The 25,424-nt window shown below is 62.6% G+C and carries 25 protein-coding genes; 15 read left to right on the forward strand and 10 right to left on the reverse strand.

Going from position 1 to position 25,424, the window contains the following annotated elements; translation table 11 throughout:
* Positions 1 to 95: 95 nt before the first annotated feature.
* The gene (locus ASG47_RS05655; protein ID WP_244487044.1) at positions 96 to 1,526 is read right to left on the reverse strand and encodes a sigma-54-dependent transcriptional regulator; all 1,431 of its coding nucleotides are present in this window, start codon (positions 1,524 to 1,526) and stop codon (positions 96 to 98) included.
* A 195-nt stretch (positions 1,527 to 1,721) separates the two neighbouring features.
* Here ASG47_RS05655 and ASG47_RS05660 point away from each other — a divergent pair, with 195 nt between their 5' ends.
* The 3 genes from ASG47_RS05660 to ASG47_RS05670 all read left to right on the forward strand — a co-directional run bounded on the left by ASG47_RS05660 (position 1,722) and on the right by ASG47_RS05670 (position 4,946).
* Positions 1,722 to 3,002, forward strand: a complete 1,281-nt coding sequence (locus ASG47_RS05660; RefSeq protein ID WP_061907755.1) for an EAL domain-containing protein — start codon at positions 1,722 to 1,724, stop codon at positions 3,000 to 3,002.
* A gap of 89 nt (positions 3,003 to 3,091) precedes the next feature.
* On the forward strand, positions 3,092 to 3,970 hold the full coding sequence (locus ASG47_RS05665) for a TIGR01459 family HAD-type hydrolase (RefSeq protein WP_061907756.1): 879 nt from the start codon (positions 3,092 to 3,094) through the stop codon (positions 3,968 to 3,970).
* A 1-nt stretch (position 3,971) separates the two neighbouring features.
* Positions 3,972 to 4,946 (forward strand): bifunctional riboflavin kinase/FAD synthetase, encoded by a 975-nt coding sequence (locus ASG47_RS05670; RefSeq protein WP_061907757.1) that lies wholly within the window; start codon positions 3,972 to 3,974, stop codon positions 4,944 to 4,946.
* Here ASG47_RS05670 and ASG47_RS05675 read toward each other — a convergent pair.
* Positions 4,943 to 6,073, reverse strand: a complete 1,131-nt coding sequence (locus tag ASG47_RS05675) for a helix-turn-helix transcriptional regulator (protein WP_061907758.1) — start codon at positions 6,071 to 6,073, stop codon at positions 4,943 to 4,945. The two genes, ASG47_RS05670 and ASG47_RS05675, sit on opposite strands and share 4 nt — an antisense overlap.
* Before the next feature lie 468 nt (positions 6,074 to 6,541).
* On the opposite strand from ASG47_RS05675, the gene ASG47_RS05680 reads away from it, so the two are divergent.
* The 7 genes from ASG47_RS05680 to ASG47_RS05710 all read left to right on the forward strand — a co-directional run bounded on the left by ASG47_RS05680 (position 6,542) and on the right by ASG47_RS05710 (position 15,248).
* A complete protein-coding gene (locus ASG47_RS05680; protein WP_061907759.1) occupies positions 6,542 to 7,723 on the forward strand; it encodes a hypothetical protein in 1,182 nt (393 codons plus the stop codon).
* A 75-nt stretch (positions 7,724 to 7,798) separates the two neighbouring features.
* Complete coding sequence (gene ileS / locus ASG47_RS05685; protein WP_061907760.1) at positions 7,799 to 10,771, forward strand: isoleucine--tRNA ligase; 2,973 nt, start codon at positions 7,799 to 7,801, stop codon at positions 10,769 to 10,771.
* A 136-nt stretch (positions 10,772 to 10,907) separates the two neighbouring features.
* A complete protein-coding gene (gene lspA, locus ASG47_RS05690) occupies positions 10,908 to 11,474 on the forward strand; it encodes a signal peptidase II (RefSeq protein WP_061907761.1) in 567 nt (188 codons plus the stop codon).
* 85 nt (positions 11,475 to 11,559) lie between these two features.
* On the forward strand, positions 11,560 to 12,264 hold the full coding sequence (locus ASG47_RS05695; protein WP_062630150.1) for a hypothetical protein: 705 nt from the start codon (positions 11,560 to 11,562) through the stop codon (positions 12,262 to 12,264).
* 106 nt (positions 12,265 to 12,370) lie between these two features.
* The gene (locus ASG47_RS05700; protein ID WP_061907763.1) at positions 12,371 to 14,251 is read left to right on the forward strand and encodes a pseudouridine synthase; all 1,881 of its coding nucleotides are present in this window, start codon (positions 12,371 to 12,373) and stop codon (positions 14,249 to 14,251) included.
* A 3-nt stretch (positions 14,252 to 14,254) separates the two neighbouring features.
* Positions 14,255 to 14,818 carry a 16S rRNA (guanine(966)-N(2))-methyltransferase RsmD gene (gene rsmD, locus ASG47_RS05705; RefSeq protein ID WP_061907764.1) on the forward strand — a complete coding sequence of 188 codons (564 nt, stop codon included), beginning with the start codon at positions 14,255 to 14,257 and terminating at the stop codon, positions 14,816 to 14,818.
* 52 nt (positions 14,819 to 14,870) lie between these two features.
* On the forward strand, positions 14,871 to 15,248 hold the full coding sequence (locus ASG47_RS05710; protein WP_061907765.1) for a GFA family protein: 378 nt from the start codon (positions 14,871 to 14,873) through the stop codon (positions 15,246 to 15,248).
* Positions 15,249 to 15,251: 3 nt separating this feature from the next.
* Here the strand turns inward: ASG47_RS05710 and ASG47_RS05715 are convergent, their stop codons facing one another.
* The 3 genes from ASG47_RS05715 to ASG47_RS05725 form a co-directional block, all read right to left on the reverse strand.
* On the reverse strand, positions 15,252 to 15,668 hold the full coding sequence (locus tag ASG47_RS05715; RefSeq protein ID WP_061907766.1) for a Fur family transcriptional regulator: 417 nt from the start codon (positions 15,666 to 15,668) through the stop codon (positions 15,252 to 15,254).
* Positions 15,658 to 16,476 carry a metal ABC transporter permease gene (locus ASG47_RS05720; protein WP_061907767.1) on the reverse strand — a complete coding sequence of 273 codons (819 nt, stop codon included), beginning with the start codon at positions 16,474 to 16,476 and terminating at the stop codon, positions 15,658 to 15,660. The genes ASG47_RS05715 and ASG47_RS05720 overlap by 11 nt, the downstream gene beginning before the upstream one ends.
* 167 nt (positions 16,477 to 16,643) lie before the next feature.
* Positions 16,644 to 17,447 (reverse strand): ATP-binding cassette domain-containing protein, encoded by an 804-nt coding sequence (locus ASG47_RS05725; protein ID WP_061907768.1) that lies wholly within the window; start codon positions 17,445 to 17,447, stop codon positions 16,644 to 16,646.
* A gap of 115 nt (positions 17,448 to 17,562) precedes the next feature.
* On the opposite strand from ASG47_RS05725, the gene ASG47_RS05730 reads away from it, so the two are divergent.
* From ASG47_RS05730 to ASG47_RS05740, 3 genes are all read left to right on the forward strand, one after another.
* Positions 17,563 to 18,510: a zinc ABC transporter substrate-binding protein gene (locus tag ASG47_RS05730; RefSeq protein WP_061907769.1), complete on the forward strand. Its 948-nt coding sequence runs from the start codon at positions 17,563 to 17,565 to the stop codon at positions 18,508 to 18,510.
* 140 nt (positions 18,511 to 18,650) lie between these two features.
* A complete protein-coding gene (gene aztD / locus ASG47_RS05735; protein ID WP_061907770.1) occupies positions 18,651 to 19,835 on the forward strand; it encodes a zinc metallochaperone AztD in 1,185 nt (394 codons plus the stop codon).
* A gap of 54 nt (positions 19,836 to 19,889) precedes the next feature.
* Complete coding sequence (locus ASG47_RS05740; RefSeq protein ID WP_061907771.1) at positions 19,890 to 21,107, forward strand: GTP-binding protein; 1,218 nt, start codon at positions 19,890 to 19,892, stop codon at positions 21,105 to 21,107.
* Here ASG47_RS05740 and ASG47_RS05745 read toward each other — a convergent pair.
* Positions 21,100 to 21,456: a DMT family protein gene (locus ASG47_RS05745; protein ID WP_061907772.1), complete on the reverse strand. Its 357-nt coding sequence runs from the start codon at positions 21,454 to 21,456 to the stop codon at positions 21,100 to 21,102. The genes ASG47_RS05740 and ASG47_RS05745 overlap by 8 nt on opposite strands.
* Before the next feature lie 81 nt (positions 21,457 to 21,537).
* A complete protein-coding gene (locus tag ASG47_RS05750) occupies positions 21,538 to 21,792 on the reverse strand; it encodes a DUF2164 domain-containing protein (protein ID WP_061907773.1) in 255 nt (84 codons plus the stop codon).
* Positions 21,793 to 21,897: 105 nt separating this feature from the next.
* Here ASG47_RS05750 and ASG47_RS05755 point away from each other — a divergent pair, with 105 nt between their 5' ends.
* Together ASG47_RS05755 and ASG47_RS05760 are read left to right on the forward strand one after the other, a co-directional pair.
* Positions 21,898 to 22,554 (forward strand): hypothetical protein, encoded by a 657-nt coding sequence (locus tag ASG47_RS05755; RefSeq protein WP_061907774.1) that lies wholly within the window; start codon positions 21,898 to 21,900, stop codon positions 22,552 to 22,554.
* A 5-nt stretch (positions 22,555 to 22,559) separates the two neighbouring features.
* A complete protein-coding gene (locus ASG47_RS05760; protein WP_061907775.1) occupies positions 22,560 to 23,156 on the forward strand; it encodes a hypothetical protein in 597 nt (198 codons plus the stop codon).
* Here the strand turns inward: ASG47_RS05760 and ASG47_RS05765 are convergent.
* The 3 genes from ASG47_RS05765 to cobU all read right to left on the reverse strand — a co-directional run bounded on the left by ASG47_RS05765 (position 23,123) and on the right by cobU (position 25,407).
* Complete coding sequence (locus ASG47_RS05765; protein ID WP_061907776.1) at positions 23,123 to 23,599, reverse strand: hypothetical protein; 477 nt, start codon at positions 23,597 to 23,599, stop codon at positions 23,123 to 23,125. The genes ASG47_RS05760 and ASG47_RS05765 overlap by 34 nt on opposite strands.
* A gap of 192 nt (positions 23,600 to 23,791) precedes the next feature.
* Positions 23,792 to 24,688 (reverse strand): cation diffusion facilitator family transporter, encoded by an 897-nt coding sequence (locus tag ASG47_RS05770; protein ID WP_061907777.1) that lies wholly within the window; start codon positions 24,686 to 24,688, stop codon positions 23,792 to 23,794.
* Between the two features lie 185 nt (positions 24,689 to 24,873).
* On the reverse strand, positions 24,874 to 25,407 hold the full coding sequence (gene cobU / locus ASG47_RS05775) for a bifunctional adenosylcobinamide kinase/adenosylcobinamide-phosphate guanylyltransferase (RefSeq protein WP_061907778.1): 534 nt from the start codon (positions 25,405 to 25,407) through the stop codon (positions 24,874 to 24,876).
* Positions 25,408 to 25,424: the final 17 nt, after the last annotated feature.

The following is a 25,424-nucleotide window of genomic DNA, read 5'->3' on the forward strand; positions in this document are numbered from 1 at the left end:
ATCCGGTTTTTAGAGAGGTGAGATTCCCGCTTTCGCGGGAATGACGCGCTAGGTGAGGTCTGATTTTTGCGGAGGTGCAAAACCTTGAAAAAAGATCAGCTGGCTTTTTGCATTTCGGCCCAGGTTTGGCGCTTGCGGTAGATGGTTGACGGGCTGATTTCGAGTGCGGCGGCGGCCATCGAAATATTGCCGGCGAAGGCGGCGATGGCGTCTTCGATGATCTTTTGTTCCTGCTGCCACATGGGGAGGATGGCGCGGCGGGTTTCGGCGCGCGGGGCAGGGGTTTCTGCTGGGGCAAAAGCCTGGGATTCGATGTCAGCGGCGCCGAGCATCATGTGGTCGATATCGCCGCCATCGAACATGACGACGATGCGGCGAACGAGATTTTGCAACTGGCGCACATTGCCCGGCCAATCGGCGGCGGTCAGTTGCTGGGCCGCTTCATTGGAAAAGCCGCCAAAGCTCTTATGTTCTTCGCGCGCGTAGCGATCGAGGAAATGGCGGGCGAGCACCATGATATCAGTCGGACGCTGGCGCAGCGGGGGCAGGTGGATGGGGAGGACGTGGAGGCGATAGAAGAGGTCTTCGCGGAATTTGCGCTCGGCAATCATCTGCAGCGGATTGCGATTGGTGGCGCAGATGACGCGAACATCGACCTTGCGCACGCTGGCCTCGCCGACGCGCGAGATCGTGCCGGTCTGGAGGAAGCGCAGAAGCTTGGACTGGAGTGACAGATCCATTTCCCCGATTTCATCGAGGAACAGCGTGCCGCCATCGGCCAGCTCGGCAGCGCCCTTGCGATCTTCATGTGCGCCGGTGAAGGCGCCGCGAGCGACGCCGAACAATTCGCTTTCCATGAGATCGCGCGGAATGGCGGCGCAATTGATGGCGACAAAGCGCTTGGCCTTGCGCGGACCCTGGCTGTGAAGCGCTTCGGCGCAGACATCCTTGCCGGTGCCGCTTTCGCCGGTGATGAACACCGGAGCGGAGGAGGTCGAGACGCGCCCGATCTGCTCGTAGATGAACTGCATTGCGTTCGACGCGCCGACAAAGCCAGCATAATCGGCCATGGCTTGCGGGCGGGCGGTGTCGATGCCGAGCGAGCGCGGGCGACCGTGGCGCTGGGCGAGCTCGCCGATGCGATTGGCGAGAGCGGCGGCAGCGACGGGCTTGGCGACATAATCGTGGGCACCGGCGCGCATGGCGCCGACAGCCGCGGTGATGGAAGCGCCACCGGCCATGGCGACGACGAGCGCGCCTTCGGCGAGGCGCACGATGCGGCCCATGCCGTCTTCATCGCGCTCGCCGAGATCGGCCAGGCTCGGCATATCGGCAAGAATAATGTCGAATCGACCGGCCCGAAGCATGTCGAGCGCTTCACGGCCCGACTTGGCGACCGATACTTCCGGCGTGCAGAGCATGGCTTGGCTGAGCGATTCGCCGGTCTGGGCGGCAGCAACTGCATCGGCATCGATCAGCAGAAGTTGTCCACTCAGCGCGTGCTCGACGCCCGAAATCATTGCCATTGCGCCATTTTCCCCAAGTGTGCCCGCGGGTTCGAACGGATTCGAACCGGTCTTGACCTTTGTGGCGATTGTTGGCGAACAGGGTAAATAATCCGTTCTTAACCCCACCGAACGCGTCTCGGTGCTTTTTCCGTCACAGAGGCGATGCTATGACGGGATGTCGAATCTGGCCACTTTTCTTAACCTGGGATGCCAATGCAGGCCCTCGTCTATCTGTTTATAGCGCTTGCCGGAGTTGCTCTGGGTGCGGCCGCCTACTTTGGCTTGGCCTTTACTTTGGCGGAAGCAATCCTGGTTGCCCTGGTGGCCCTCTGCATTGGCACGCTGGTGATGGAGCGCCGTTTGCGGCTGCGCGCCGAACGCCGGCTGGAGCGCGGCATCGAAGATCTGTCGCGGCTTTTGGCGACCGACGCGCAGGCCGGTTCAGTGCTTGGACGGCGCATCAACGCGCTCTCAGAACTCAACCCAGGCCAGCGGCTCGAAACCATCGAGGCCGATATTTCCGTGCTTGGCACGGTGATTCGGCAGGTGGCTGAGGCTGTTGCAGAAATCGAAGAGAAAAGCGTCGCTGCGCCCGCCGCCCTTTCCAATGGCCATGCCGAGCGGTTCAGCGGCGAGAGCGCGCGTCCCCATGCACAGGCCAAGCCTGTGGCCGACGATCGCGCCGATCCGATCATTCCGCTTGAGCTTGTTCGCCAGGCCATGGCCGAACAGCACCTCGTCTATCATATCCAGCCCGTCGCCCGGCTGCCGCAGCGCCGTGCTGCCGGCTATGATCTGGTGCCGCGCCTGATGCTCGAAGACGGCGATTTCAGCGACCCCGATGATTTCATGCCGCGTGAAGGCGGCGAAGACGTGGTGCAGCGCATCGAGGGCACCGCGCTCAACGAGGCCGTTGCCATTGCGCGCCGGGCGCGCACCGGCGGCCAATCGATTTCGCTGTTCATTCCGCTTAGCGCCGCGACTTTGCGCGACAGCGCGGCGATGGAACAGGTTTTGGCGACGCTCGACGCCAATCGCGTCATCGCGACTAATCTCGTTTTCACCGTGCCCGAAGTCGATTTCCAGATGCTGCTGCAGAAGGCGCGGCCGGCACTGCAGGCGATCCAGCGGCGCGGCGCGGGCTTTTCGCTCTCCTATGCCACCTCGCTGCGGCTTAATTTCACCGAGCTCTCGGAAATCGGCGTGCGTTCGATCCGGGTCAATGCATCCCGGCTCATCGCTTCACCCGAGGTCTATACCGACTTCCACCTCTCCGATATCGCGAGCTATGTCGGCCGGTTCGACATGACGCTCTTGGCAACGGGCGTGACCGACGAGCGGCAGATCGTCGAGCTGCTCGACAATGAAATCATGCTGGTGCAGGGCAATCATATCGCCCCGGCCGGGCCAGTGCGGCAGGACCTGCTGCTCGAGCCGGCGCGCACCGTCGTGCCGCAGCCGGCACTACCGCCGCGTCGCCGCGCAGAGGTCTGAATTCGGACCCAGCGCCGTTTCGGGCTTGATCGGGCGGCGCAATCTGTCCCATAGCGGACGAGAAGAACAACTACGGGAAGTTCAAGCCCATGTCCGCGCCAGCGCCTTTGCCCATTATTTCCGGCCTTGCCGATCTCGCAGGGCGCTATGATGCGGTCTTGAGCGATGTCTGGGGTGTTATCCACAATGGCGTTTCCGCCTTTCCCGAGGCTGTCGATGCGCTGGTGCAATATCGGCGTGCGGGCGGCAAGGTGGTGTTGATCACCAATGCGCCGCGGCCATCGCCGCCGATCGTCGCCATGCTCGACCGGCTTAACGTGCCGCGCGAGGCTTATGACGCCATCGTCTCATCGGGCGATGCAACGCGGACGATGATTTCAAAGTATCGGGGCAAGGCCATCCACCATGTGGGGCCCAAGACCGAGGACGACGCGCTTTACGATGGGTTCGATCTGAGGCGCACCGGGCCGGAGGAGGCCGAGGTCGTGGTCGTGACCGATCTCGACACCGATGACGATACGCCCGAAATGTATCGCGACCGCGCCAAATTTTGGCTCTCGCGAAAGCTGCCGATGATCTGCGCCAATCCCGACCGGGTGGTGGAGCATGGCGACCAGATCATTTATTGCGGCGGGGCGCTCGGCGATCTCTATGCGGCCATGGGCGGCATGGTGCTGATGGCCGGCAAACCCTATCAGCCGATTTACGAAGAAGCGTTCCGGCTGGCGGAATTGGCGGCGAGCAAGACACTCGACAAAAGCCGGGTGCTGGCGATCGGCGACAGCGTGCGCACCGATGCGACGGGCGCGGCGCAGTTCGGGATCGATCTCTTGTTCATCACCGGCTCGATCCATGCGGCCGAGCTCGATGCTTTCGGCAAGCCCGATCCGCAGGCGATTGCCGATCTCGTCGCGCCGAGCCGGGCGCGGGTCGCGGGCTTCTTGCCACGTCTCTCCTGGTCTGCGTGACATGAGCACTTTCGTCCGCCTGTCCGACTATGCCGGGCTCCCTGCGGCGCTCAAGGGCGCCTATGTGGCGATCGGCAATTTCGACGGCATGCATCGCGGGCACCAGAAGGTCATCGCAGCTTTGCGCGAACGCGCTTCGGCGGCCGGCGTGCCGGCGCTGATCCTGACCTTCGAGCCGCATCCGCGCGATGTCTTTGCGCCGGCGCCCTTTATGTTCCGGCTGACACTGGGCGATGCCAAGGCGCGGTTGGCCGAGGCGCTGGGGCTCGACGGGATCATCATCCTGCCTTTCGACACGGCGTTTTCGCAGATGGAGGCGGAAAGCTTCGTCGCCGATGTGCTGGTCGAGGCGCTCGGTGTGCGCGGCGTTATCATCGGTTCCGATTTCCATTTTGGCCGCCAGCGGCGCGGGACGCCGGCCTTCTTGCGCGAGCAGGGAGCGGCGCGGGGCTTTGCCGTGGAAACGCTCGATCTCGTCGATGAGGCGGATGAGCCGATTTCATCTTCCCGCATCCGCGCGGCTTTGTCCGAAGGCGCGGTGACGGCGGCCAATCGGCTGCTCGGCTATCACTGGTTTTTCGATGGCTGCGTGGTCCAGGGGGACCAGCGCGGGCGGGAACTGGGCTATCCGACGGCCAATACGGTGACCCCGGATGGCTTTCAGCTCGCGCAAGGCGTTTACGCGGTGCGGGCGAAGGTCGGGCGGCATCTGCTCGATGGCGTTGCCGCCTATGGCAAGCCGATGTTCGACAATCACCGGCCGCCGTTTGAAACGCATCTCTTCGATTTTTCCGGCGATCTTTATGGCCAGACCATTTCGGTGGCGCTGGTCGGTCATATCCGCGGACAGGAAGTGTTCAAGGGTCTCGACGATCTGATCGCCGCCATGGACCGGGATAGCCGCAAGTCGCGTGCGATGATTGCCGAATGCGGTCCGCTTGGCGTGCTCGACACGCATCTGGGCTTTTTCGGCTAATCGCTTTCGAGGACCAGGCGGACGAGGTCCGTCTGCCGGCGCACGCCGGTCTTGTCGAAAATGCTGGTCAATTGCGCCCGTGCGGTCGCGTCCGATACGCCGCGATCCGCAGCGGCGGTCTTGCGACTGCCGGTTTCGACAAGCGCTAGCGTCAGTTCGGCTTCGGCGGCGGTGAGGCCAAATTTCTGGCGCAGGGCGAGCAGTTTTCGGCGCAGCTTCTGCTGGGGATCGGTGATGATCACGATCACGGCTGGCCGTCTCCCTGATGGGAAAAGCCGACCACCTGGATAAGGCGCGCAGTGCACCGAAAGAACGCCCTGCGGCGTCGGGATATCGAGCCGCCCGCCGGAACTATGGTCGGGCGCAGAAAGGCATAGGGCGAGCAAGCGCGACAGGCGCCGGTCTGCTGCCCCATCTGCACAGCCAAGACGCCGCTGGCGGAGAACGAGGCGGCCGCTTTCCAGAAGATCAGCGGCGCCGGCATTTGCGTCGAGCAAGAGGCCTCGGCCATCGAGCAGGATGGCCGCCTGGCCCGAGAGATCGAGGACATCGAGGCTCGACCGGGCCAGGCCACGGAACCGGCGCAGCAGCGTATTGGTTTCGAGCGCTTGCTGGACGGTGGGGAGAATGGCTTCGAAGCGCGCGATCTGATCAGTTTCGAGCGGAGCGCGGGAATTGAGCATCAACGCGCCAGTCCAGCCATTTTGTGTGGTGAGGACGAGGCCGGCGCCGCGGCGGTAGCCCTGCGGGACGCACCACTCGTTGTAAAAGCTGTCTCTCACGAAGCCGTCGAAGTCAGCCATGGCTTCATCGACGACGAGTTGCCCCGGGCTTTGGGACAGCATGAAACGCATGAGCATGTTGCGCGGGGCATAGGTCGAAAAATAGCGCGCGATCTGGGCGGGATCAGTGCGCGGCGCGAGGATTTCAGGGGCAGCGCCGGCAATGCCGCCACCGAGCGTCGCTTCAACGACGCCGAGATAATCGGACAAATGCTCCAGCATTGCGGGCCAAGCCGCATCGTCCTCGGCAGCCTGCCTTATGGTCCCGATGATCGCGTCGATACCGGCCATCACGCCACGCTCCGCATCGAACGTCTGTTCGATGTCCACGCCAGCATGGGCCAATAAAAAAGTCCGGTCAATCGAAGGGGTGACCGACGCTGCCTCCAGCGCAGGCTCGCTCCGGACCGGGAGTGTTAAACGATGACTTTGAGAAGAAAGAGCAGGCCGTATGCCTGGCTCGTAGGCATGTTGCTGGCCAGCGTCAGCACGGTGCCGGGCTATGCCGTCGAGAATGTGCGCCGCGAGGTGCACCATTTCTTCGAATGCCTAGACATGATGCTGAGTTCGCCCGCCGACCATAAGGCTAACTGCCAGCCGAACCGGGTGCCGGGGCCGTTCGGGTCGATCCAGTCGACAGGGGGCAGCGACACTCAGCCAGTGGCGCCGCCAGCTCCTCCCGCGCCCCCAGCGCCGCCTGTGCCGCCGGTCGTCGCGGCCGAGCCGCCACCGCCCCCGGTCGTCGAACCCCCACCGCCACCGCCGCCAGCACCCGATCCGTGTGCCTGCGGGTCCTGCTACGCGACTTGAGCCATGGCGCCGCGTGTCCTCCTTGCCTGGGAAGGCGGCGCCGGGCGCGGCCATGTGGTGACGTCAAAGGTCATTGCAGAAGCACTCGGCGCCGCCGCCATTTGCGATGCCGCCCTCTGCCGCATGGAGCATGCGGCAGAGATCGCGCCCTTTTGCGACGGCGTCTTTGCCGGAGCCCGGCTTTGGCCGAACCGGGCAAGACGCGAGGCGATGGGCAATCCGCACACCGCAACCTGGGGCGATTTTCTCGGCGATCTCAATTTTTGGGATCCGCAATTCCTGATCACCCAGATCGGCTGGTGGCTCGCGGTAATCAGGGCCCGGCAGAGCAGACTGGTCGTGGCCGATTTTGCGCCCTGCGCGCAATTGGCCGCCCTGATTGCCGGCATTCCCTCTATCGCCGTTGGGACGGGTTACTCCGTGCCACCCAGTGGGCTTGAGCGTTTTCCGGTGCTGCTGCCTGAATATGCCATTTCTATCTATGACGAGGGCGAACTGCTCGACGCGGTGAACCGCGCACTCCGGCATTTTGGGTCCGCGCCGCTGCAACACCTCTCCGATATTTATAGCGGCGGAGGCGCCATGCCGCGCACTATTGCGGGCCTTGATCCCTATGATGGGATGAGAGCGGCGCCACTACTGCCGCCGCTCAATGAAAAATTGCCGCGGCCTGACGGGAGCGGCGACGAGATCTTTGTCTATTTTTCAACGAGCGAGACCGAAAACGAAGCACTTGTCGACGCGGTCTTGGGCCTTGGGCTGCCCGTGCGCGCCTTCCTCCCAGGCGAAGATGGAGAGACGAAAATGCGCTTCGCGTCGGCCGGTATTGTGGTCGAGCCGGCGCCAGTGCCGGTTGAGGATATCGGCCGGCGCACGCGGCTGATGATCCATTCGGGACAGCATGGTTCGCTGTGCCTCGCGCTCGGCATGGGCCTGGGGCAAATTGCCATCCCGCAGCATCTCGAGCATCTTTTTCATGCCAGAAAGGCGGCTGCGCTGGCGCCGGTCAGCATCATCGGGCCTAGTATGACAAGGGCGGACGACATCGCGGGGGTGATCGAAGCGGCCTATCGCGACGATGCGGCATCTTCCCATGCGCGGGGTGTGGCCATGCGGTTGGGCAATGACCTTTTTGGCGATATCGGCGCCATCACGCGCGAACGTCTCCTGCCGCTGATCGGCTGAAGGCAAATCACCCTTTGCCCCATGGGCCCCACCTTGCTAAAAGGCGCGCACTTCTTCTGAACGAAACGCCGATCCATGACCGACACCGCTCCCGGCGCGACCGAAAAAGACTATTCGGCCACGCTCTTCCTGCCCGAAACCGAGTTTCCGATGCGCGCGGGCTTGCCCGATCGTGAGCCGATTTGGCTCGAGCGCTGGCAGGACATGGATATTTATGCGCTGCAGCGCGAGCAGGCCAAGGACCGGCCGCTGTTTACGCTCCATGACGGCCCACCTTATGCCAACGGCAATATCCATATCGGGCATGCGCTCAACAAGACGCTGAAAGATATGGTGTCCCGATCCATGCAGATGCTGGGGCACAATGCCGCCTATATCCCAGGCTGGGATTGCCACGGCCTGCCGATCGAATGGAAGATCGAAGAGCAGTATCGCGCCAAGGGCAAGGACAAGAACGAAGTTCCGGTGGTGGAATTCCGCCAGGAATGCCGCACCTTTGCCGAGCAGTGGGTCGATATCCAGCGCGAGGAATTCAAGCGCCTCGGCGTCCTGGGCGAATGGGACAACCCGTACCTGACGATGAGCTTTGACGCCGAAGCGCAGATCGCGCGCGAGCTGATGAAGGTGTCGATGTCGGGCCAGCTTTATCGCGGGTCCAAGCCCGTGATGTGGTCGGTGGTCGAGCGCACGGCGCTGGCCGAAGCCGAAATCGAATATGCCGATTATGAGAGCGATACGATCTGGGTGAAGTTCCCGGTTTCGCGCATCCAGACGGTCGACGGCAAGGACACCGATGACGTCATCGCGCATCGCGAGCACCTGACCGGGGCCAGCGTCGTGATCTGGACGACGACGCCATGGACTATCCCGGCCAACCGCGCGATCTCGTTTTCGAGCAAGATCGCCTATGGCCTTTATGAGATCACCGAAGCGCCGGCTGAAAACTGGGCCAAGGTGGGCGACAAGCTGATCATCGCCGACAAGCTGGCGGCCGAAGTTTTTGCCAAGGCCAAGGTAGCGGCATCGGTGCGACTGCAGACAGTGCCTGCTGCGGTGCTCGGAGGCATTGCGGCCTATCACCCGCTGCGCGGCTTTGGTGGCGGCTATTCCTTTGACGTGCCGCTGCTCGATGGCGAGCATGTGACCGACGACGCCGGTACCGGCTTTGTGCATACCGCGCCCGGCCATGGTCTCGATGACTTCGGGATCTGGATGGAATCGACGCGCCTGTTGCAGGATCGCGGTATCGATCCGACGATCCCCTATGTCGTCGGCGACGATGGTTTTTACACCAAGGACGCACCGGGCTTTGATGGCGCGCGCGTCATCGACGACAATGGTAAGAAGGGCGACGCCAATAACAAGGTGATCGCCGCGCTCGCCGAGCACGGCAATATCATCGCCCGTGGCCGCGTAAAGCACCAATATCCGCATTCCTGGCGCTCCAAGAAGCCGGTGATCTATCGCAACACGCCGCAATGGTTTGTCTATATGGACAAGGACATCGAGGGTGCTGCAGGCGACACTTTGCGCGTGCGTGCGCTTCGCGCCATCGACAAGACCAAATTCTATCCCGCAGCCGGGCAGAACCGGATCCGGGCGATGATCGCCGACCGCCCCGATTGGGTGCTGTCGCGCCAGCGCGCCTGGGGCGTGCCGATCACGGTTTTTGTCCATAAAGAAAGCGGCGAAATCCTGCGGGACGAGGCGGTCAATCACCGCATCGCGCAGTCCTTCGAAGAAGAGGGTGCGGACGCCTGGTATAAGCCGGGTGCTGCCGAACGCTATCTTGGCGAGGGCCGCAAGGCCGACGACTACGAGATGGTGACCGACGTGCTCGACGTCTGGTTCGATTCCGGCTCGACCCACGCCTTCGTCTTGCGCAACAAGCAGAAGTGGCCGCACCTCAAATTCCCCGCTTCGATGTATCTCGAAGGCTCGGATCAGCACCGCGGCTGGTTCCATTCCTCGCTGCTCGAATCGTGCGCGACCAATGGCTATGCGCCCTATGACAGCGTTCTCACCCATGGTTTCACCATGGATGGCGAAGGCAAGAAGATGAGCAAGTCCTTGGGCAATACCGTTGCCCCGCAGGACATCATCAAGCAATACGGCGCCGATATTTTACGCCTTTGGGTGGCGTCTTCGGATTATTCCGAGGATCTGCGGCTCGGCAAGGAAATCATCCAGACCACGGTCGACGGCTATCGCAAGCTGCGCAATACGCTGCGCTGGCTGCTGGGCAATCTCGCGCATTTCAAAAAGGAAGACGTCGTCGACTTCCGCGACATGCCCGAACTCGAACGACTGATGCTGCACCGTCTGGCGCAGCTCGATGGCGCGGTGCGGACGGCCTATAAGGAATACGATTATCGCAGGGTTGTGTCGCTCCTGACCAACTTCATGAATATCGAGCTGTCGGCCTTCTACTTCGATATCCGCAAGGACACGCTCTATTGCGATCCGATCTCTTCGGTGAAGCGCCGCTCGGCGCTGACCGTGCTCGATCATCTGTTCAACGCGCTGACGGCCTGGCTGGCGCCGATCCTGGTGTTCACCATGGAAGAGTGCTGGCTCGAACGGCATCCGGGCGAGATGGAATCGGTGCATTTGCGCTTGTTCCCCGAGATTCCGGGCGAGTGGCTCGATGATGAGCTTGCGAGCAAATGGCAGCTTATTCGCGCGGTGCGCCGCGTCGTGACCGGGTCGCTCGAAATTGAGCGGCGCGAGAAGCGGATCGGCTCGTCGCTGGAGGCCGCGCCGACCGTGTTCATCGCAGATGCGCGGTATATCGATGCGCTCGAAGGCCAGGACCTGGCCGAGATTGCGATCACCTCGGCTGTTGTCGTGAAGCAGGCGGACGGTCCGGCCGAAGCGTTCAAGCTCGATGACGTGCCGGGCATTGCGGTGACGCCGGCTCTGGCCGAAGGGACGCGCTGTGCCCGGTCCTGGAAGGTGTTGCCCGAAGTTGGGACGGATGCCGAATATCCGGACGTGACGCTGCGCGATGCTCAGGCCTTGCGCGAACTGGCGGCGGCGGGGATTTGAGCTCAGTGGCTCCCGTCCCCCTCCCCAACCCTCCCCGCAAGGGGGAGGGTGCCGCATCGCGTTTGTTGCTGGACTGTGCCATTTACGCTGGCCTGCACCTCCCCCCTTGCGGGGGAGGCTGGGAAGGGGCGCTCACATGATGATCAACAAGTTTTCGATCCGGTCCGTCTACCTTTCGCTCCTCGTCGCCGTACTCGCCTTCGGCATAGACCGGGCGCAAAAGGGCTATCATATCGCGGCTGATTGCTATGCGTTGGGGCAGGCCAATTGCGTGTCGGTTTTTTCCAACTTCATCCCGTTTTCGATGACGGGATGGCGGGGCGGCGAGATCGTGCCGGTGACGCCGTTCTTCGATTATGTGCTCGTCTGGAACACCGGCATTTCCTATGGGCTGCTCGATGGGCTGCCGGTCTGGGCACTCGGGGCCATCATGATGGTGGCGATCGTAGGGCTCTCGATCTGGTGGTGGCGGACCAATGCCCCGCTGGTGAGGCTGGGGCTCGGTTTTGCCATTGGCGGGGCGCTATCCAATGCGCTTGATCGGCTGATCTATGGCGCGGTGGCGGATTTCTTCCACTTCCACTGGGGAACGTGGTCGTTCTATATTTTCAACATCGCCGATGTGGCGATCACGCTCGGCGTCATCCTGCTGCTGCTCGATGCGCTGGGGGTGGGGCGGCTGCGCCACACGCCAGCCACTTAACGCTGCGCGATCATTGTGCTGCCCAAATCTGGCCTTAGGGGCAGAAATGCGGTATAAGCGCCGCCACTATCGTAAGGGACGTTTCATGCGTATTGGATTGACCGGCCACCAGAGCCGCATTTCGGCCCCGGCGCGTGCGGTGTTGGCGGGCCTAGCCCTCGTCGCAACGCTTGCCCTTGGCGCGTGCACGACGGTGGAAGGCACCAATGCGCTGACCGATGCCGGCACCTTTGAACGCGAAGTGTTGAACACGACGGCGCGCGGTGTGGGCCTTATTCCCGGCGATGCGCCCAAGGAAGATCTGACCAAGCCACGTGCGCCGCTGGCGCTGCCGCGCGACACGGCGAGCCTGCCGGCGCCGACGACGGAAGTGGCAACGGCTCAATTGCCCGCCAATAGCGATACGGTGCGCGTCGATACGAGCAAAATGAGCGAGGCCGATATTCAGCGCCTGCGCAATGCCAAGGTGGTCGATCTGCGCTCTCTGGGAGGTCGCCCGTTGACGGCGGAAGAGGCTCGCTCCTTGACGGCGCGCATGAGCGCTGCCGGCATGCAGGTTTCCTCGGCGGCCGAGCGTCCGCTCTATCTGCCACCGGATGAATATTTCACGCGCGTCGGCGACGCGAACCTTGTTTGCCGCACGGCAAATGGCGAATTGGTGCCGCTCAGCGATGCGCGCTGCCCCGACGAAGTCCGTCGCGCCATGCGCACGTCCGGTCCGGGCGCCAGCCAGCTCAGCACCGGTCCCGGCGCCAAGCTGACCAACTCGGAAACGACGCTGCAAAACTAAGCTCCGCAGCGAGCTTCCTGCCTTCTGGGCGGCCGGATGACCCGGCCGCCTTTCGCTTTCTCCGCGCCGCCCATAATGGGTCCCGCATGTCATGAAAGTCCTCTCCATGAGCGACACACCAAAACCCGAAACCGCCGACCGTCTTGCCAAGGTCATGGCCCGCGCCGGGCTCTGCTCGCGCCGCGATGCCGAAGGCTGGATCGCCGCCGGCCGCGTCACCGTCAACGGCAAGAAGGTCATCACCCCAGCCTTCAACGTGACGAGCCGCGATAAGATCACCGTCGACGGCCAGCCGCTGGCTGAACGCCAGGGCACGCGCGTCTGGCTCTATCACAAGCCTGCCGGGCTCGTGGTGACCGAGAAGGATCCCGAAGGGCGCAAGACGATTTTCGAAGCGCTCGACGAACAGGGTCTGCCGCGCGTCGTCACTGTCGGCCGGCTCGATATCAACACCGAAGGCCTGCTGCTGCTCACCAATGATGGCGGGCTGAAGCGCATTCTCGAACTGCCCTCCACCGGATGGCTGCGCCGCTATCGCGTGCGCGCCTATGGCTATGTCACCCAGGCGCAGCTCGATGCGCTCAAGGATGGCATCACCGTCGAAGGCGTCAATTACGGGCCGATCGAAGCGACGATCGAGCGCGAGCAGGGCCACAATATGTGGATTGTCGTCGGTTTGCGCGAAGGCAAGAACCGCGAAGTCAAGAACGTGCTCGGCGCGCTCGGCCTTGAGGTCAATCGCCTCATCCGCGTGTCCTATGGTCCGTTCCAGCTTGGTGATCTCGCGGAAGGCGCGATCGAGGTCGTCAAGGCCAAGATGCTCAAGGACCAGCTGGGCAAGAAGCTGGCCGAAGCCGCGAATGTCGACTTCGACAGCGAAATGCCCGAAGGCCTGTTCCCGCCACCGCGCGCCATGAGCGAAAGCCCGCGCAGCCGCGGTTTCCGCAAGCCTGCAACGCGCGCTGGGTTCGATGATCGCGACGAGGACCGCCCGGTGCGGCCGCGCCGGATTCACTTTGACGACGATGGCCGGGCGCCGGAAGAATATGAACCCAAGGGGCCGGATCGTCCGGGCCGGGGCCGCGTAGATCCCGATGATCAACCGGCGAGCAATTATGGCCGCCCCCCTATCCGCGCACCGCGCGAAGAAAAGCCGGAAGGCGATCGCAAATCGTTTGGCGACAAGAAGTCGTTTGGCGCCAAGAAGCCTTACGGCGACAAGAAGTCGTTTGGCGATAAGAAGCCCTATGGCGAGAAGAAGTCGTTTGGCGACAAGAAGCCTTATGGCGACCGCAAGCCTTACGGCGACAAGCCCTATGGGGATCGGCCGCAACGCAGCCGCTCCGAGGGTGGCGAGCGTCCCGCGCGCAGCTTTGGCGAGCGTCCGCAGCGGCGCGATGATGAGCGGCGTGGCGGCGGCGAACGCCCGCAGCGCAGCTTTGGCGGTGGGGAGCGCCCGCAGCGTAACTTTGGCGATAAGCCAGCCCACGGCTTTGGCGGTGGAGAGCGCCCACAGCGCAGTGGCGGCGAGCGTCCGGCTCGGTCTTTTGGGGACAAGCCGGCTCGCAGCTTCGAGGATCGTCCAAGCCGCGGCGATCGTCCGCAGCGTTCCTATGGCGACAAGCCCGCACGCTCGTTTGGCGATCGGCCGGAGCGGGGGCAGCGTTCGGATCGTCCGCAGCGTTCGTTCGACGACAATCGTGGTCCGCGCCGCGATGACCGGCCAAGTCAGGGCCGCCCACAGGGTGGTCGCCCCGCGGGCAAGAGCTTTGGCGGCGCCCGGCCCGAAGGTGGCCGGCCTGCTAGCGGTGGCCGTCCCGGCGGCAAGCCGTTTGGTGGGAATCCAGGTGGCGGCCGACCGACTGGAGGTCGTCCCGCCGGTGGTGGCCGTCCCACGGGTGGTGGGCGTCCCACGGGTGGTGGGCGTCCGACAGGTGGCTCCCGTCCAACGGGTGGCCGGCCTGGTGGCGGCAGGCCGCGGGGTTAAGCGGTGCGGATCGTTGCCGGCAAATTTCGCGGCAAGCAGCTCAATTCACCGTCGGACGATTCCATTCGCCCGACGGCTGACCGCGTGCGCGAAAGCATGTTCAATATTTTGGGGTCGCGGCTGGGACCGGTCTTCGAGGGCCTGAAGGTGCTCGACCTCTTTGCCGGGACCGGCGCGCTTGGGTTCGAAGCGCTGTCGCGCGGCGCGGCGCATGTAACCTTTGTCGATACCGGCGCGGAATCGCGCGGACTGGTGCGCGATCATATCCAGGCTTTTGGCGTGGCGGGGATCACCAAACTCTTGCGGCGCGATGCGACGGCGCTTGGGGCACCGGGCACGTTTGGGCAATTTGATCTCGTTTTCCTCGATCCGCCCTATGGGTTGGGGCTGGGTGAAAAGGCGATGGCGGAACTGGCGGCCAATGGCTGGCTCAAGCCTGGCGCGACACTGGTCTGGGAGGAAAGCGCCGACGCGGCGGTGACCGTTCCCGAGGGATTCGCGCTCGACGACGAGCGGACCTATGGCGCGGCGGCGGTACGGTTTCTCACGTTTGGTACAGCAGACTGAACTTTCCGCCGCGTCCCCGAGTTTGTCCCCGGCAATTGTCTGGAGATGAGTGATGGCGGAAGTGGTGCGGACGGGTGGGTGTCTTTGCGGAGCGGTGCGCTATGAGGTGCGCGGCGCGCCATTCAAATCCGGGCTTTGCCACTGCGCCGATTGCCGCAAGGTGACGGGGACGTCGTTTCTCGCCTATGCTGATTGGCTCAGCCATCAGTTCAGCTCTGAGGGCAAGGTCGAGACCTATGAGGGGCGCTCATTTTGCCCGACCTGTGGATCGCGGCTTTTCAATCGCAATGAAGAGGGCGTCGAGATTTACCTCGGGTCTCTCGACGATGCGCCCAATGACATCAAGCCTCAGGTCGAGGGCTGGTGCGTCAGGCGCGAGCCTTGGCTGCCGGTGATTGCCGGCATGCCGATGATGCGGGAAGATCCCTGACGGTCATGCCGCCTTCTGCAAACACTCGGCGCAGCGGCCGCGGATTTCCATGGTGGTGCGTTCGACCTTGAAACCCTCTTTGCCGGCCCAGGCGCCGAGGCGCTCTTCGATGACCGCGTCGGCGAACTCGTCGACCTTGCCGCAGCTTTCGCAGATGGCGAAAGCGATGAGGCCTTTGCGGTGGCAATGGGTATCGGCGCAAGCAACGAAAGCGTTGAGCGATTCAAGCCTGTGGGCAAGGCCGCGATCGACGAGCTTTTCGAGCGCGCGATAGACCTGGAGCGGGGCGCGGAGGCCATCGGCGCGCAGCTTGTCGAGAATATCATAGGCGCTGAGCGGACCCATCGATGCGGTCAACGTACCAAGCACCAGTTCTTGATTACGCGTCAGGTCGGTCGGCATGTCGTGGCTATGTGCCATGAGATTCTCTCCTGCCGAACAATCGTGCGGTCGGCACCGCAAGCGAAACGAGGAAAATGAGTAGGGCCGCCACGACGATGGATGGTCCCGAAGCGGTATCCCAGGTCAGGGACCCATACAAGCCGCCGACCACGGAGACTGCACCGAGGCCCGCAGCAACCAGCGCCATGATTTCGGGCGTAGGGCTGAGACGACGCGCGGTGGCGGCGGGGATGATGAGAAGCGAGGTGATCAGCAACACGCCGACGAGCTTCATGGCGATGGCGATGACCGAGGCCATAAGCAGCATGAGAAGGATGCGGCTGATCTCGGGATTGAGCCCCTCGGCTTCGGCCAGTTCTGGGCTGACTGTGGCGGCAAGGAGCGGGCGCCAATTCAAGGCGAGAAGCGCAAGGATCGCGGCGCCGCCGGCATAGATGATGATGATGTCGTCCATCGAGACGGCCAGGATATCGCCGAACAAAAAGCCCATGAGATCAATGCGGACCTGGGTGAGAAAGCCGACGAGGACGAGGCCGACGGCGAGGGACGAGTGGCTCAGAATGCCGAGAAGGGCATCGGTCGAGAGCGTGTTCTGGCGCTGGAGCAGAAGGAGGGCGCCAGCGACCATGGCGGCGACGGCGAAGACGCCGAGGGTCATGTTGATCGAGAGGAGGATCGAAATGGCGACGCCGAGCAGGGCCGAATGGGCCATGGTATCGCCGAAATAGGCCATGCGGCGCCAGACGACGAAGCAGCCGAGCGGGCCGGTGACGAAGGCAAGGCCGATGCCGGCGGCGATGGCGCGGGAGAAGAAATCAGTGAGCATGGAGGACTCCTTGCCGCGCTGGTACGTGGGAGCACCCCCTCCCAACCTCCCCCATCGAGGGGGAGGTGCAGATCGAGTGCTGGGCAACATCTGACCAGAGCCACCGGCCCGAAACCTCCCCCTTGATGGGGGAGGATGGGAGGGGGTGGGGCAACACGCGCATGCGCTCACCCATGATGATGCCCCGCATGCTCGTGATGATGGTCGTGCTTGCCACCCTTGCCCACCACACAGCCATCGTCGTGGTGCTCGTGATCGTGGTGATGCTCGTAGATTGCCAGGGTTTCGGCAGCGCGGGTGCCGAACAATGCGAGATATTCGGGGCTGCGTTTGACGGCGGCGGGGGTGCCGCGGCAGCAGATGTGGCCGTTGAGGCAAATGACGGTGTCGGTTTCGGCCATGACGACGTGAAGGTCGTGGCTGATCATCAGGATGCCGGCCTGAGTGACGTCGCGGATCTGACGGACGAGTTCGTAAAGCGCGACTTCGCCGGAGAAATCGACGCCCTGGACGGGCTCGTCGAGGACGAGAAGATCGGGCTTGCGGATCATGGCGCGGGCAAAGAGCACGCGCTGGAACTCGCCTCCCGACAGCTCCTGCACGGCTGCGCCGAGGAGGCGGCGGGCGCCGACGGCTTCGAGGGCGGATTCAATTTCGGGGCGAGAGAAACGGCCGGTCAAAGTCATGAGGCGCTCGACCGTCAGGGGGAGCGTCCAGTCGATGCTGAGCTTTTGCGGGACATAGCCGATTTTCAAGCCCGGCTTGCGCGTGACCGTGCCGGTCGTCGGCTTCAAGACGCCAGTTGCCATCTTGGCGGTCGTCGACTTGCCCGAGCCATTGGGGCCGATCAACGTGACGATCTCACCGCGGGAGATTGACAGATCAACGCCCTCGACGAGGACACGGCCACCGCTCCGCACGCCGGCACCAGCCAGCGTGATCAGCGTTTCGCCCTTGGCACGCATATTCATGAAACTTTCCAACTGTGCTCTTGACGCTGAGATTTACGTTATAGCATAACACCGCCGCAAGCGTAATAATATAACATGTTGTTGCGCATGATCCTGCCGACAAGAGGTGTCTGACATGACCCGGCTTCTTCCCTTTGTGGCTCTGACGAGCCTGATGTTGACTGGCACGGCCTTGGCCGTACCCAATGTGGTGGCCTCGACCAAGCCTGTCCACTCGCTGGTGGCGGCGGTGATGGCGGGGGTGGGCGAGCCCGGCCTGATCGTCAAGGGATCGGCATCGCCGCATACCTATTCGCTGCGTCCTTCCGATGCTGCCGCGCTCGAAAATGCCGATATCGTGTTCTGGACCGGGCATGGGATGGAGCTGTTCCTTGCCGATGCGCTCGAGACGCTCTCGACCAAAGCCGAGACGGTCGAGCTCGCCGATGCCGAGGGGATTACGCTCCTGCCGGTGCGCGAGGGCGGGGCATTCGAGCATCATTCCCATGGCGACGAGCACGCCGAAGAAGGGCACGAGCACGGAGAGCATGACCACGCCCATGAAGAGGGCGAAGGGGATATGCATTTCTGGCTCGATCCGGAAAATGCCAAGCTGATGGTGATCGATATTGCCAAGGTGTTGTCGGCGGCAGACCCGGACAATGCGGCAAAGTACAATGCCAATGCCGAGACCGAAATAGCGGCGCTTGGTGCGCTCGAGACCGAAATCAATGCCAGTTTGATCGAGGTGAAGGACAAGCCGTTCATCGTCTTCCACGACGCCTACCAATATTTCGAAAAGCGCTTTGGGCTTGATGTGGCGGGCTCGATCACTGTTTCGCCCGAGGTGATGCCCGGCGCGGCGCGGGTCGATCAGTTGCGCACCAAGGTGCAAGAGCTTGGCGCGACCTGCGTCTTTGCCGAGCCTAATTTCGAGCCGACGATTGTCAAGACGATCATCGAGGGCACCAATGCCAAGGCCGGCGTGCTTGATCCGGAAGGCAGCGCGCTGACCGAAGGCCCCGATCTCTACGCCAACTTGCTGCGTGGGCTTGCGACCGGCCTCGTTGATTGCCTCGGCTGACCACTAGATTATGAGCCGGTGGCGATTTAAGCCGCCGGCCTTTCCTCTCATTTCGCAGATGATCCATCTGTCCCTTGGGACGGACGGGTTTTCGCACGCCTACAAACCCAATAGTTACGTTCTAACATAACGAAAATGACATGCGATTTCTTTTTGCTCCCCTGCTTTTTGCCACGGCACTGACGGGGCCGGTTTTGGCCGATGATGTCACCGCGTGGCGGTTGTTCGTCGGCGATCATGCCGAGGGCAAGGTGACGGCGATCGATGCGTTGAGCGGGGAGGTGCTTGATAGTTTTGCCCTCAAGAGCCCCGCATCGCTTTATGCCAGTGCATCGGGCGATGCGGTTTTTGCGGTGCAGGGCGCCGGCAATCAGGTCTCGGCTATTCGCTCCGGTATCGCGTTCGAAGATCATGGCGACCACGGCGATATCGCGGTTTCGGCGCCTTCATTGGTGGATGCGGTGATCACGGGCGAAAAGCCGGCGCACTTTGTCGAGCATGATGGCAAGGTGGCGCTGTTTTTCGATGGGTCGGGGAAGGTCGATCTCTTCGACGCCGGGCAGTGGGTTCATGAAGGCACGGTGACGCCGGCTCAGCTCGATAGCGGCACAGCGCATCATGGGCTGGCAGTGCCGTGGGGCGATTATACGCTGGTGTCGACGGCCAATGCCGAAGACGAAAAGAAGCCGCGCGTGGGGCTCAATGTGCTCGATGCCAGGGGCGAGCAAGTGGGTGAAACCTATGCCTGTCCGGACCTTCATGGCGAGGCGGCATCAGGCAATCTGCTGACGATCGGTTGCGGTGATGGCGTGCTGGTCGTCTCCGGCTCAGGCGCGCCGGAGGTTAAGAAACTCGATTATGCCGGGCTTCCGGACGGCAAGACGACGACGCTCGTCGGCGGGCAGGGGATGCAATATTTCCTCGGCAATTATGGGCCGGACAAGGTCGTGATCATCGACCCGGCAGAGGCTGAGCCCTATCGCCTGGTCGAGTTGCCGACGCGACGAGTGCATTTTGTCACCGATCCCGGCCGGCCGCGCCTTGCCTATATTTTTACCGAGGACGGCTTCTTGCGGCAGCTCGACGTGGTCAAGGGTGAGCTGACCCAGGCGCTCAAGGTGACCGAGCCCTATTCGATGGATGGCGAATGGAGTCTGCCGCGGCCGCGACTGGCAGTGGTCGGCGATAAGGTCGCCGTGACCGATCCGCTCAGGGGATTGGTGCACCTCGTCGATATCGCAGGCTTTGCCATTTCCGGCGATATCCCCGTCGAGGGCGCGCCCTATACGATCGTCGCCGTCGGCGGCTCCGGCGCTCAGCACTAAATTTATGCCCTGCCGCCCGGCTCGGCGGCGGGGTCTTCTCCAATGGAGACTGTCATGGCCCCCCACCATCAAAGTGCCAAAAAACTCCCAGTCACCGTGCTGTCCGGCTTTCTCGGCGCCGGCAAGACGACGTTGCTCAACCATATTCTCAACAATCGCGAGGGGCGTAAGGTCGCGCTCATCGTCAACGATATGAGCGAGGTCAATATCGACGCGGCGCTCGTGCGCGATGGCGGCGCCAATTTGAGCCGGACCGAAGAAACGTTGGTCGAGATGAGCAATGGCTGCATCTGTTGCACGCTGCGCGACGATCTCCTGGCGGAGGTGACGCGGCTCGCGGGCGAGAACCGTTTCGATTATCTGCTGATTGAATCGAGCGGCATTTCCGAGCCGCTACCGGTGGCGACGACGTTCGACTTTCGCGATGAGCGCGGTTTTTCGCTCTCGGATGTGACGCGGCTCGACACCATGGTGACGGTGGTCGATTGCGCGAACCTTCTCAAAGACTATGCCTCGACCGATTTTTTGCGCGATCGCGGCGAGACGGCGGGGGAGGGCGACGAGCGGGCGCTGGTCGATCTTCTGGTCGAGCAGATCGAATTTGCCGATGTGGTGGTGCTCAACAAGATCTCGACCGCACCGGAGGCAGACCGGCAGGCGGCGCGGACGATCATCAAGGCGCTCAACCCGGCGGCGAAGATCGTCGAGACCGATTTCGGCCAGGTGGCACTGGATGAGGTGCTCGATACCGGACTGTTCAACCTCGAGGTGGCCGAGACCAATCCGCTCTGGTTCAAGGAGCTCAATGGCTTCAAGGATCATCTGCCCGAAACCGAGGAATATGGGGTGCGCTCGTTCGTCTATCGGGCGCGGCGGCCGTTCAATCCGCTGCTGCTCGATCGGTTCATCAATTCGGCCTGGCATGGCGTGATCCGCGCCAAAGGCTTTTTCTGGCTGGCGACGCGGCCTGATCTGGTCGGTGAACTGAGCCAGGCCGGCGCTTTGGTGCGGACGCAGCGGCGGGGCATGTGGTGGGCAGCGGTGCCTGCGCAGCGCTGGCCGGACAGTGTGGAATGGCGGGAGTCGATGGCGCCTTATCTTGATCCCATCTGGGGCGACAGGCGCCAGGAACTGGTTTTTATCGGCACCGACCTGATGGACGAGGCCGATATCCGCCGCCGACTCGATGCCTGCCTCGTGCCGGCGCGGACGATGACGCCCGACGCCTGGACCGTGCTGCCTGATCCGTTCCCGTCCTGGCAGGCTACTTGAGCGGGCCCTTGAAGATGAAGAGGGCGCCGATGCCGATGAAGGCAAAGCCGATGGCGTGGTTCCAGGTCAGCTTTTCGCCGAGATAGAAGACGGCGAAGAGCGCGAAGACCGAAAGGGAGATGACCTCTTGGATGGTCTTGAGCTCTGCGGCCGAATAGACGGCGCTGCCGATGCGATTGGCGGGGATGGCGAGCCAATATTCGAAGAACGCGACGCCCCAGCTGATCAGCACCACGACCCAGAGCACGAGACCATGATATTTGAGGTGCCAATACCAGGCGAATGTCATGAAGAGATTGGACGCGAGCAGCAGCCCGATGGGGGCGAGGGTGGGAAAATTGAGGCCCATTGAAACACCGTAGGGGAGAATCGGCCCGGTCGGGCGCGCCTCGCATGTTTCGTGCGGCGCACCCGGTCTTGGCAAGGCTCATTAACGCAGGTGATTTGTTGGGCGTTCCAGCGAAAAGATTTCGTCGGTGAGATTATCTACCTGCTTTTTGACCAGCGCCTGAGCGTCATAAAGCCCGCGATTGTAAAAATAGCTGCCCATGCGCTCGGCAAAAAACTGCATCAGCATTTCCGCAGGGATGGTGCCGATGGACTGATCGAGCTCTTCGCGAAAATAATCCTGGATCTCGCCGACGATGGCCTTGGTCTCTTCGCGGCTGAATTTGATCTTTTCCATTATCGGCGGGCTCCTTTTCAGCCCCCGTTCATAGCGCGAGTCGCCAATTGCGGACATGCGCAGGCTCGGACAGAATGGGCCTCGGGGATTGGGAGGAATTTTGCCATGTTCGCTCGTTTGTCATTTGCCGCTTTGTCACTGGCTCTGGTTGCGACCATGCCGCTTGCGGCCAAGGAAAAGGCCAAGGCCGAACCGTCTGCGGCAGAAACCGTCACCTGCGACGGCGTCTATGGCCGCAAGAGTTCGGACGCGCTGGTCAAGGAGACGTTTGGGACCGACAACGTCAAAACCGGCATGGCCTATGGCGCCGAGGGCGTGGAATTCATGGCGACGACGGTCTATCCCGACGATCCGCAGCGGGTGATCGAATTCAGCTGGTGGGACGAGGACAAGCTCGAATATCTCGGCTCGGTCGATCTGTCGCCCAGCCAGCAGACGCCGACGGGCGTGCGCATCGGCATGACCGTGGCCGAGGTCGAGGCGATCAATGGCGCGCCGTTTACCGTCGGCGGCTTCTGGTGGGATTATGGCGGCAATGCCGTGTTCGAGAAGGGCAGGCTTGTCAATCCCGAGGATGGCTGCGGCTTCTGGATCCGCTTTGCGCCCAAGGATGAGTATCCCTCGGATTTGAATGTGGACGCCGTTTCGGGCGAAGTGACAGTCCCGTCTTCGGAACCGCTGCTGAAAACGCTCGATGTGCGCGTGCAGTCGATCTCGCTCGGCTATCCCTATCCTGACGAACTGCCCAAGCAGGACTATTGAGGCCGATGCGGAACACGATCATCTATCTGATCGGCCATTATGGGGTCGGCAAATATACGATCGCCCAGGAAATCGCGGCGCAGACGGGTGCGCGGGTGTTCGACAATCACCTCGCCAACAATGTCATCTTTTCGCTGATCCGCGAGGATGGGCGGACGAAGATTCCGGAACGGGCCTGGGACTTGATCACAATCATCCGGCGGCAGGCGCTGACGGCGATGGCCGAGATCGCGCCGGAGCGGGCGAGCTTTGTTCTGACCAATGCCTTGATGGAAGAGGATCCGATGGATCGGGAGGCGTTCGACGAGGGCGTCGCGACTTCGGAGAAGCGGGGCGGGGTGTTTGTGCCGGTGATCCTCAGGGCATCGGACGCGGCGCATGCGGTGCGGGTGCCGTCAGCCGAGCGCGAAACGCGGCTGAAAATGACCGATGTCGACGGGGCACTGGCCGCGAGGGCAAGGGAAATTCTGCGCGTTACGCATCCCAATCGGTTCGATCTCGATACGTCGGAAATCGAACCGCAGGAGGCGGCACGGCAGATCATCGCCCATGCCGGGCTAGTTGCGGCTCAGCAATCGGCCTTGAGGGAAGCGACGAGCTGATCGACCAGAGGGTCGAATTTGCTGCGGTCGGTCTGGGCATAGTCGAAGCGGAGCGCGGCATAGGCTTTGCCATCGCATAAAGCGATCATGTGCTGCTTGAGCACGCGATCCTTCTTGGCGCCGGACCATGTGGCCCAGGTCGGTGTGGTCGAGCGCTCGGTGACGCCCCAGCCGGAGGCCATGTCGGACGCGAGCTGGCCGTAGGATTCGGTTTCAAAACCGCTGGCGCCGAGCGGCGAGGCCCAGATCTTGAGGCGACCGACGCGGCCATCGAAGAGGAAGGTTTCGCCCGAACCATTGGCGTCAGCGCCCTGACCCTCGAAGCCGGGCGGGATATCGACGGTATAGTTGAAGGCGGGGTTTTCGTAGGCGCTCCAGGTTTCCTGAGCGGTTGCTGGCAGGGCGAGGAGGGCGAGAGCGAAGAGGGGGGCTAGGATGCGCATGGCGGGAGGATGCCTGTGGAGTTAGGGTTAGGCAAGGGCCGGTGCGTAAGGGAAGGCTCCCTCACCCGGCCTTTGGCCGACCTCTCCCTCAGAGGGAGAGGTGGCGCTCCGCGACATAGGCAAACTCCCACCTCTCCCTGGGGGGAGAGGTCGACGGCGTTTGCCGGCGGGTGAGGGGGCCTTGCCTATCGCTTATAGCACCACGATCCCTGCATGCTTCGCCTTGTTCTCGGGCTCGACATGGATAGTGATCTGCACGTCTTCGACGGCTTCGCGCAGCTTGGCTTCGATGTCGTCGCAGATTTTGTGGGCGGTATCGACGGTCATGGCGCCGGGGACGACGAGGTGGAAGTCGATGAAGGTCAGCTTGCCGGCCTGGCGGGTGCGGATGTCATGGGCTTCGATGGCGCCATCGGCGTTCTGGGCGATGACGTCGCGAATGGATTTCTGGGTTTCGGGCGGCACGGCGACGTCCATGAGGCCACCGACGCTTTCGCGAATGACGCCCCAACCGGACCAGAGAATGTTGAGCGCAACGAGGGCGGCGAGGACTGCGTCGAGCGCGGCAATGCCGGTCATGTAGACGAGCGCGAGGCCGACGATAACGCCGAAGGTCGAGACCACATCGGTCATCAGATGCTTGGCGTCGGCAACGAGCGCCGGGGAGCGGACGCGATTGCCATAGCGGCGGAGATATTGCGCCCAACCGAGATTGATGAGGGTCGCGAAGACGCTGATGGCAATGCCTTCGACGGGCGCCTCGGGGAGCTCGGGATTGATGAAGCCAAAATAGGCTTCGCGGAGGATCAGAATCGCGGCGACGATGATCATGACGCCAACGAGCACAGCCGAAAAATATTCAGCCTTGTGATAGCCATAGGGCAGGGAGGCGTCGGCCGGGCGCTGCGAGAGGCGCACGGCGATCAGCGCCAGAATGGCGGTGACGACGTTGACGATTGATTCCAGCGCATCGGAATAAAGCGCGATCGAGCCTGTGAAGCGCCAGGCGAGGAGTTTTAGGCCAAGCACCAGGATGCCGACGCCGAGGCTGATCGCCGCTATGGTCAGCGTTCTATTGGTGACGGCCATGATGGGAACTCCGCAAGCGTGAGCGCGGCCCATAGCGGCAATGTCTTCTGCCCGCAAGTGCTTGTATTTGCGAGTGATTTTCAGAAGCATTTCTATCTGGGCGGGCGCAGGGCAAGCCCTTGATCTCGCATGCTTTCTTCTCGAGGGATCGGTGAATGTCCCTCAAAAGCCCGCGAATATTTCTGTCAGTTTTCGATCGGCGGCGTCTCGCCCTTGAGAGTGAGCGGCAGGCCGGCGGCGATGAAGTAGACATCGTCGCAGATTTCGCCGAGGCGTTGATGGGTCGAGCCGGCCAGATCGCGAAAAGTGCGGGTCAGGGGATCTTCTGGGCTGATGCCGAGACCGAGTTCATTGCTGACGAGCACGACTTTCGAGGTTTTGAATTCGACGAGCGTGGCGCAAAGTTCGCTGACGGCAGTCGCGACGTCCTCGCCCGATACGAGCATGTTGTTGATCCAGAGCGTTACGCAATCGATCAGGATGACATCGTGCTTTTCGCCTGCCTGGAGAATGGCGTGCGAGATCTGCATGGGCTCCTCGCGCAGATCGAACCGGCCGGCGCGGCGGGCGCGATGGCTTTGCACGCGGTCGCGCATGTCATCATCAAGCGCTTCGGTGGTTGCGAGATAGAGCGGTTTGCTGCCTGAGCGCATGGCCAGTCGTTCGGCAAAGGCGGTCTTGCCAGACCGGGCTCCACCCAAAACCAATGTGTGCCGCATGGAAGTCTCCTCCGCAT

It is taken from the genome of Devosia sp. Leaf420, assembly GCF_001425445.1.
Lineage (GTDB): Bacteria > Pseudomonadota > Alphaproteobacteria > Rhizobiales > Devosiaceae > Devosia.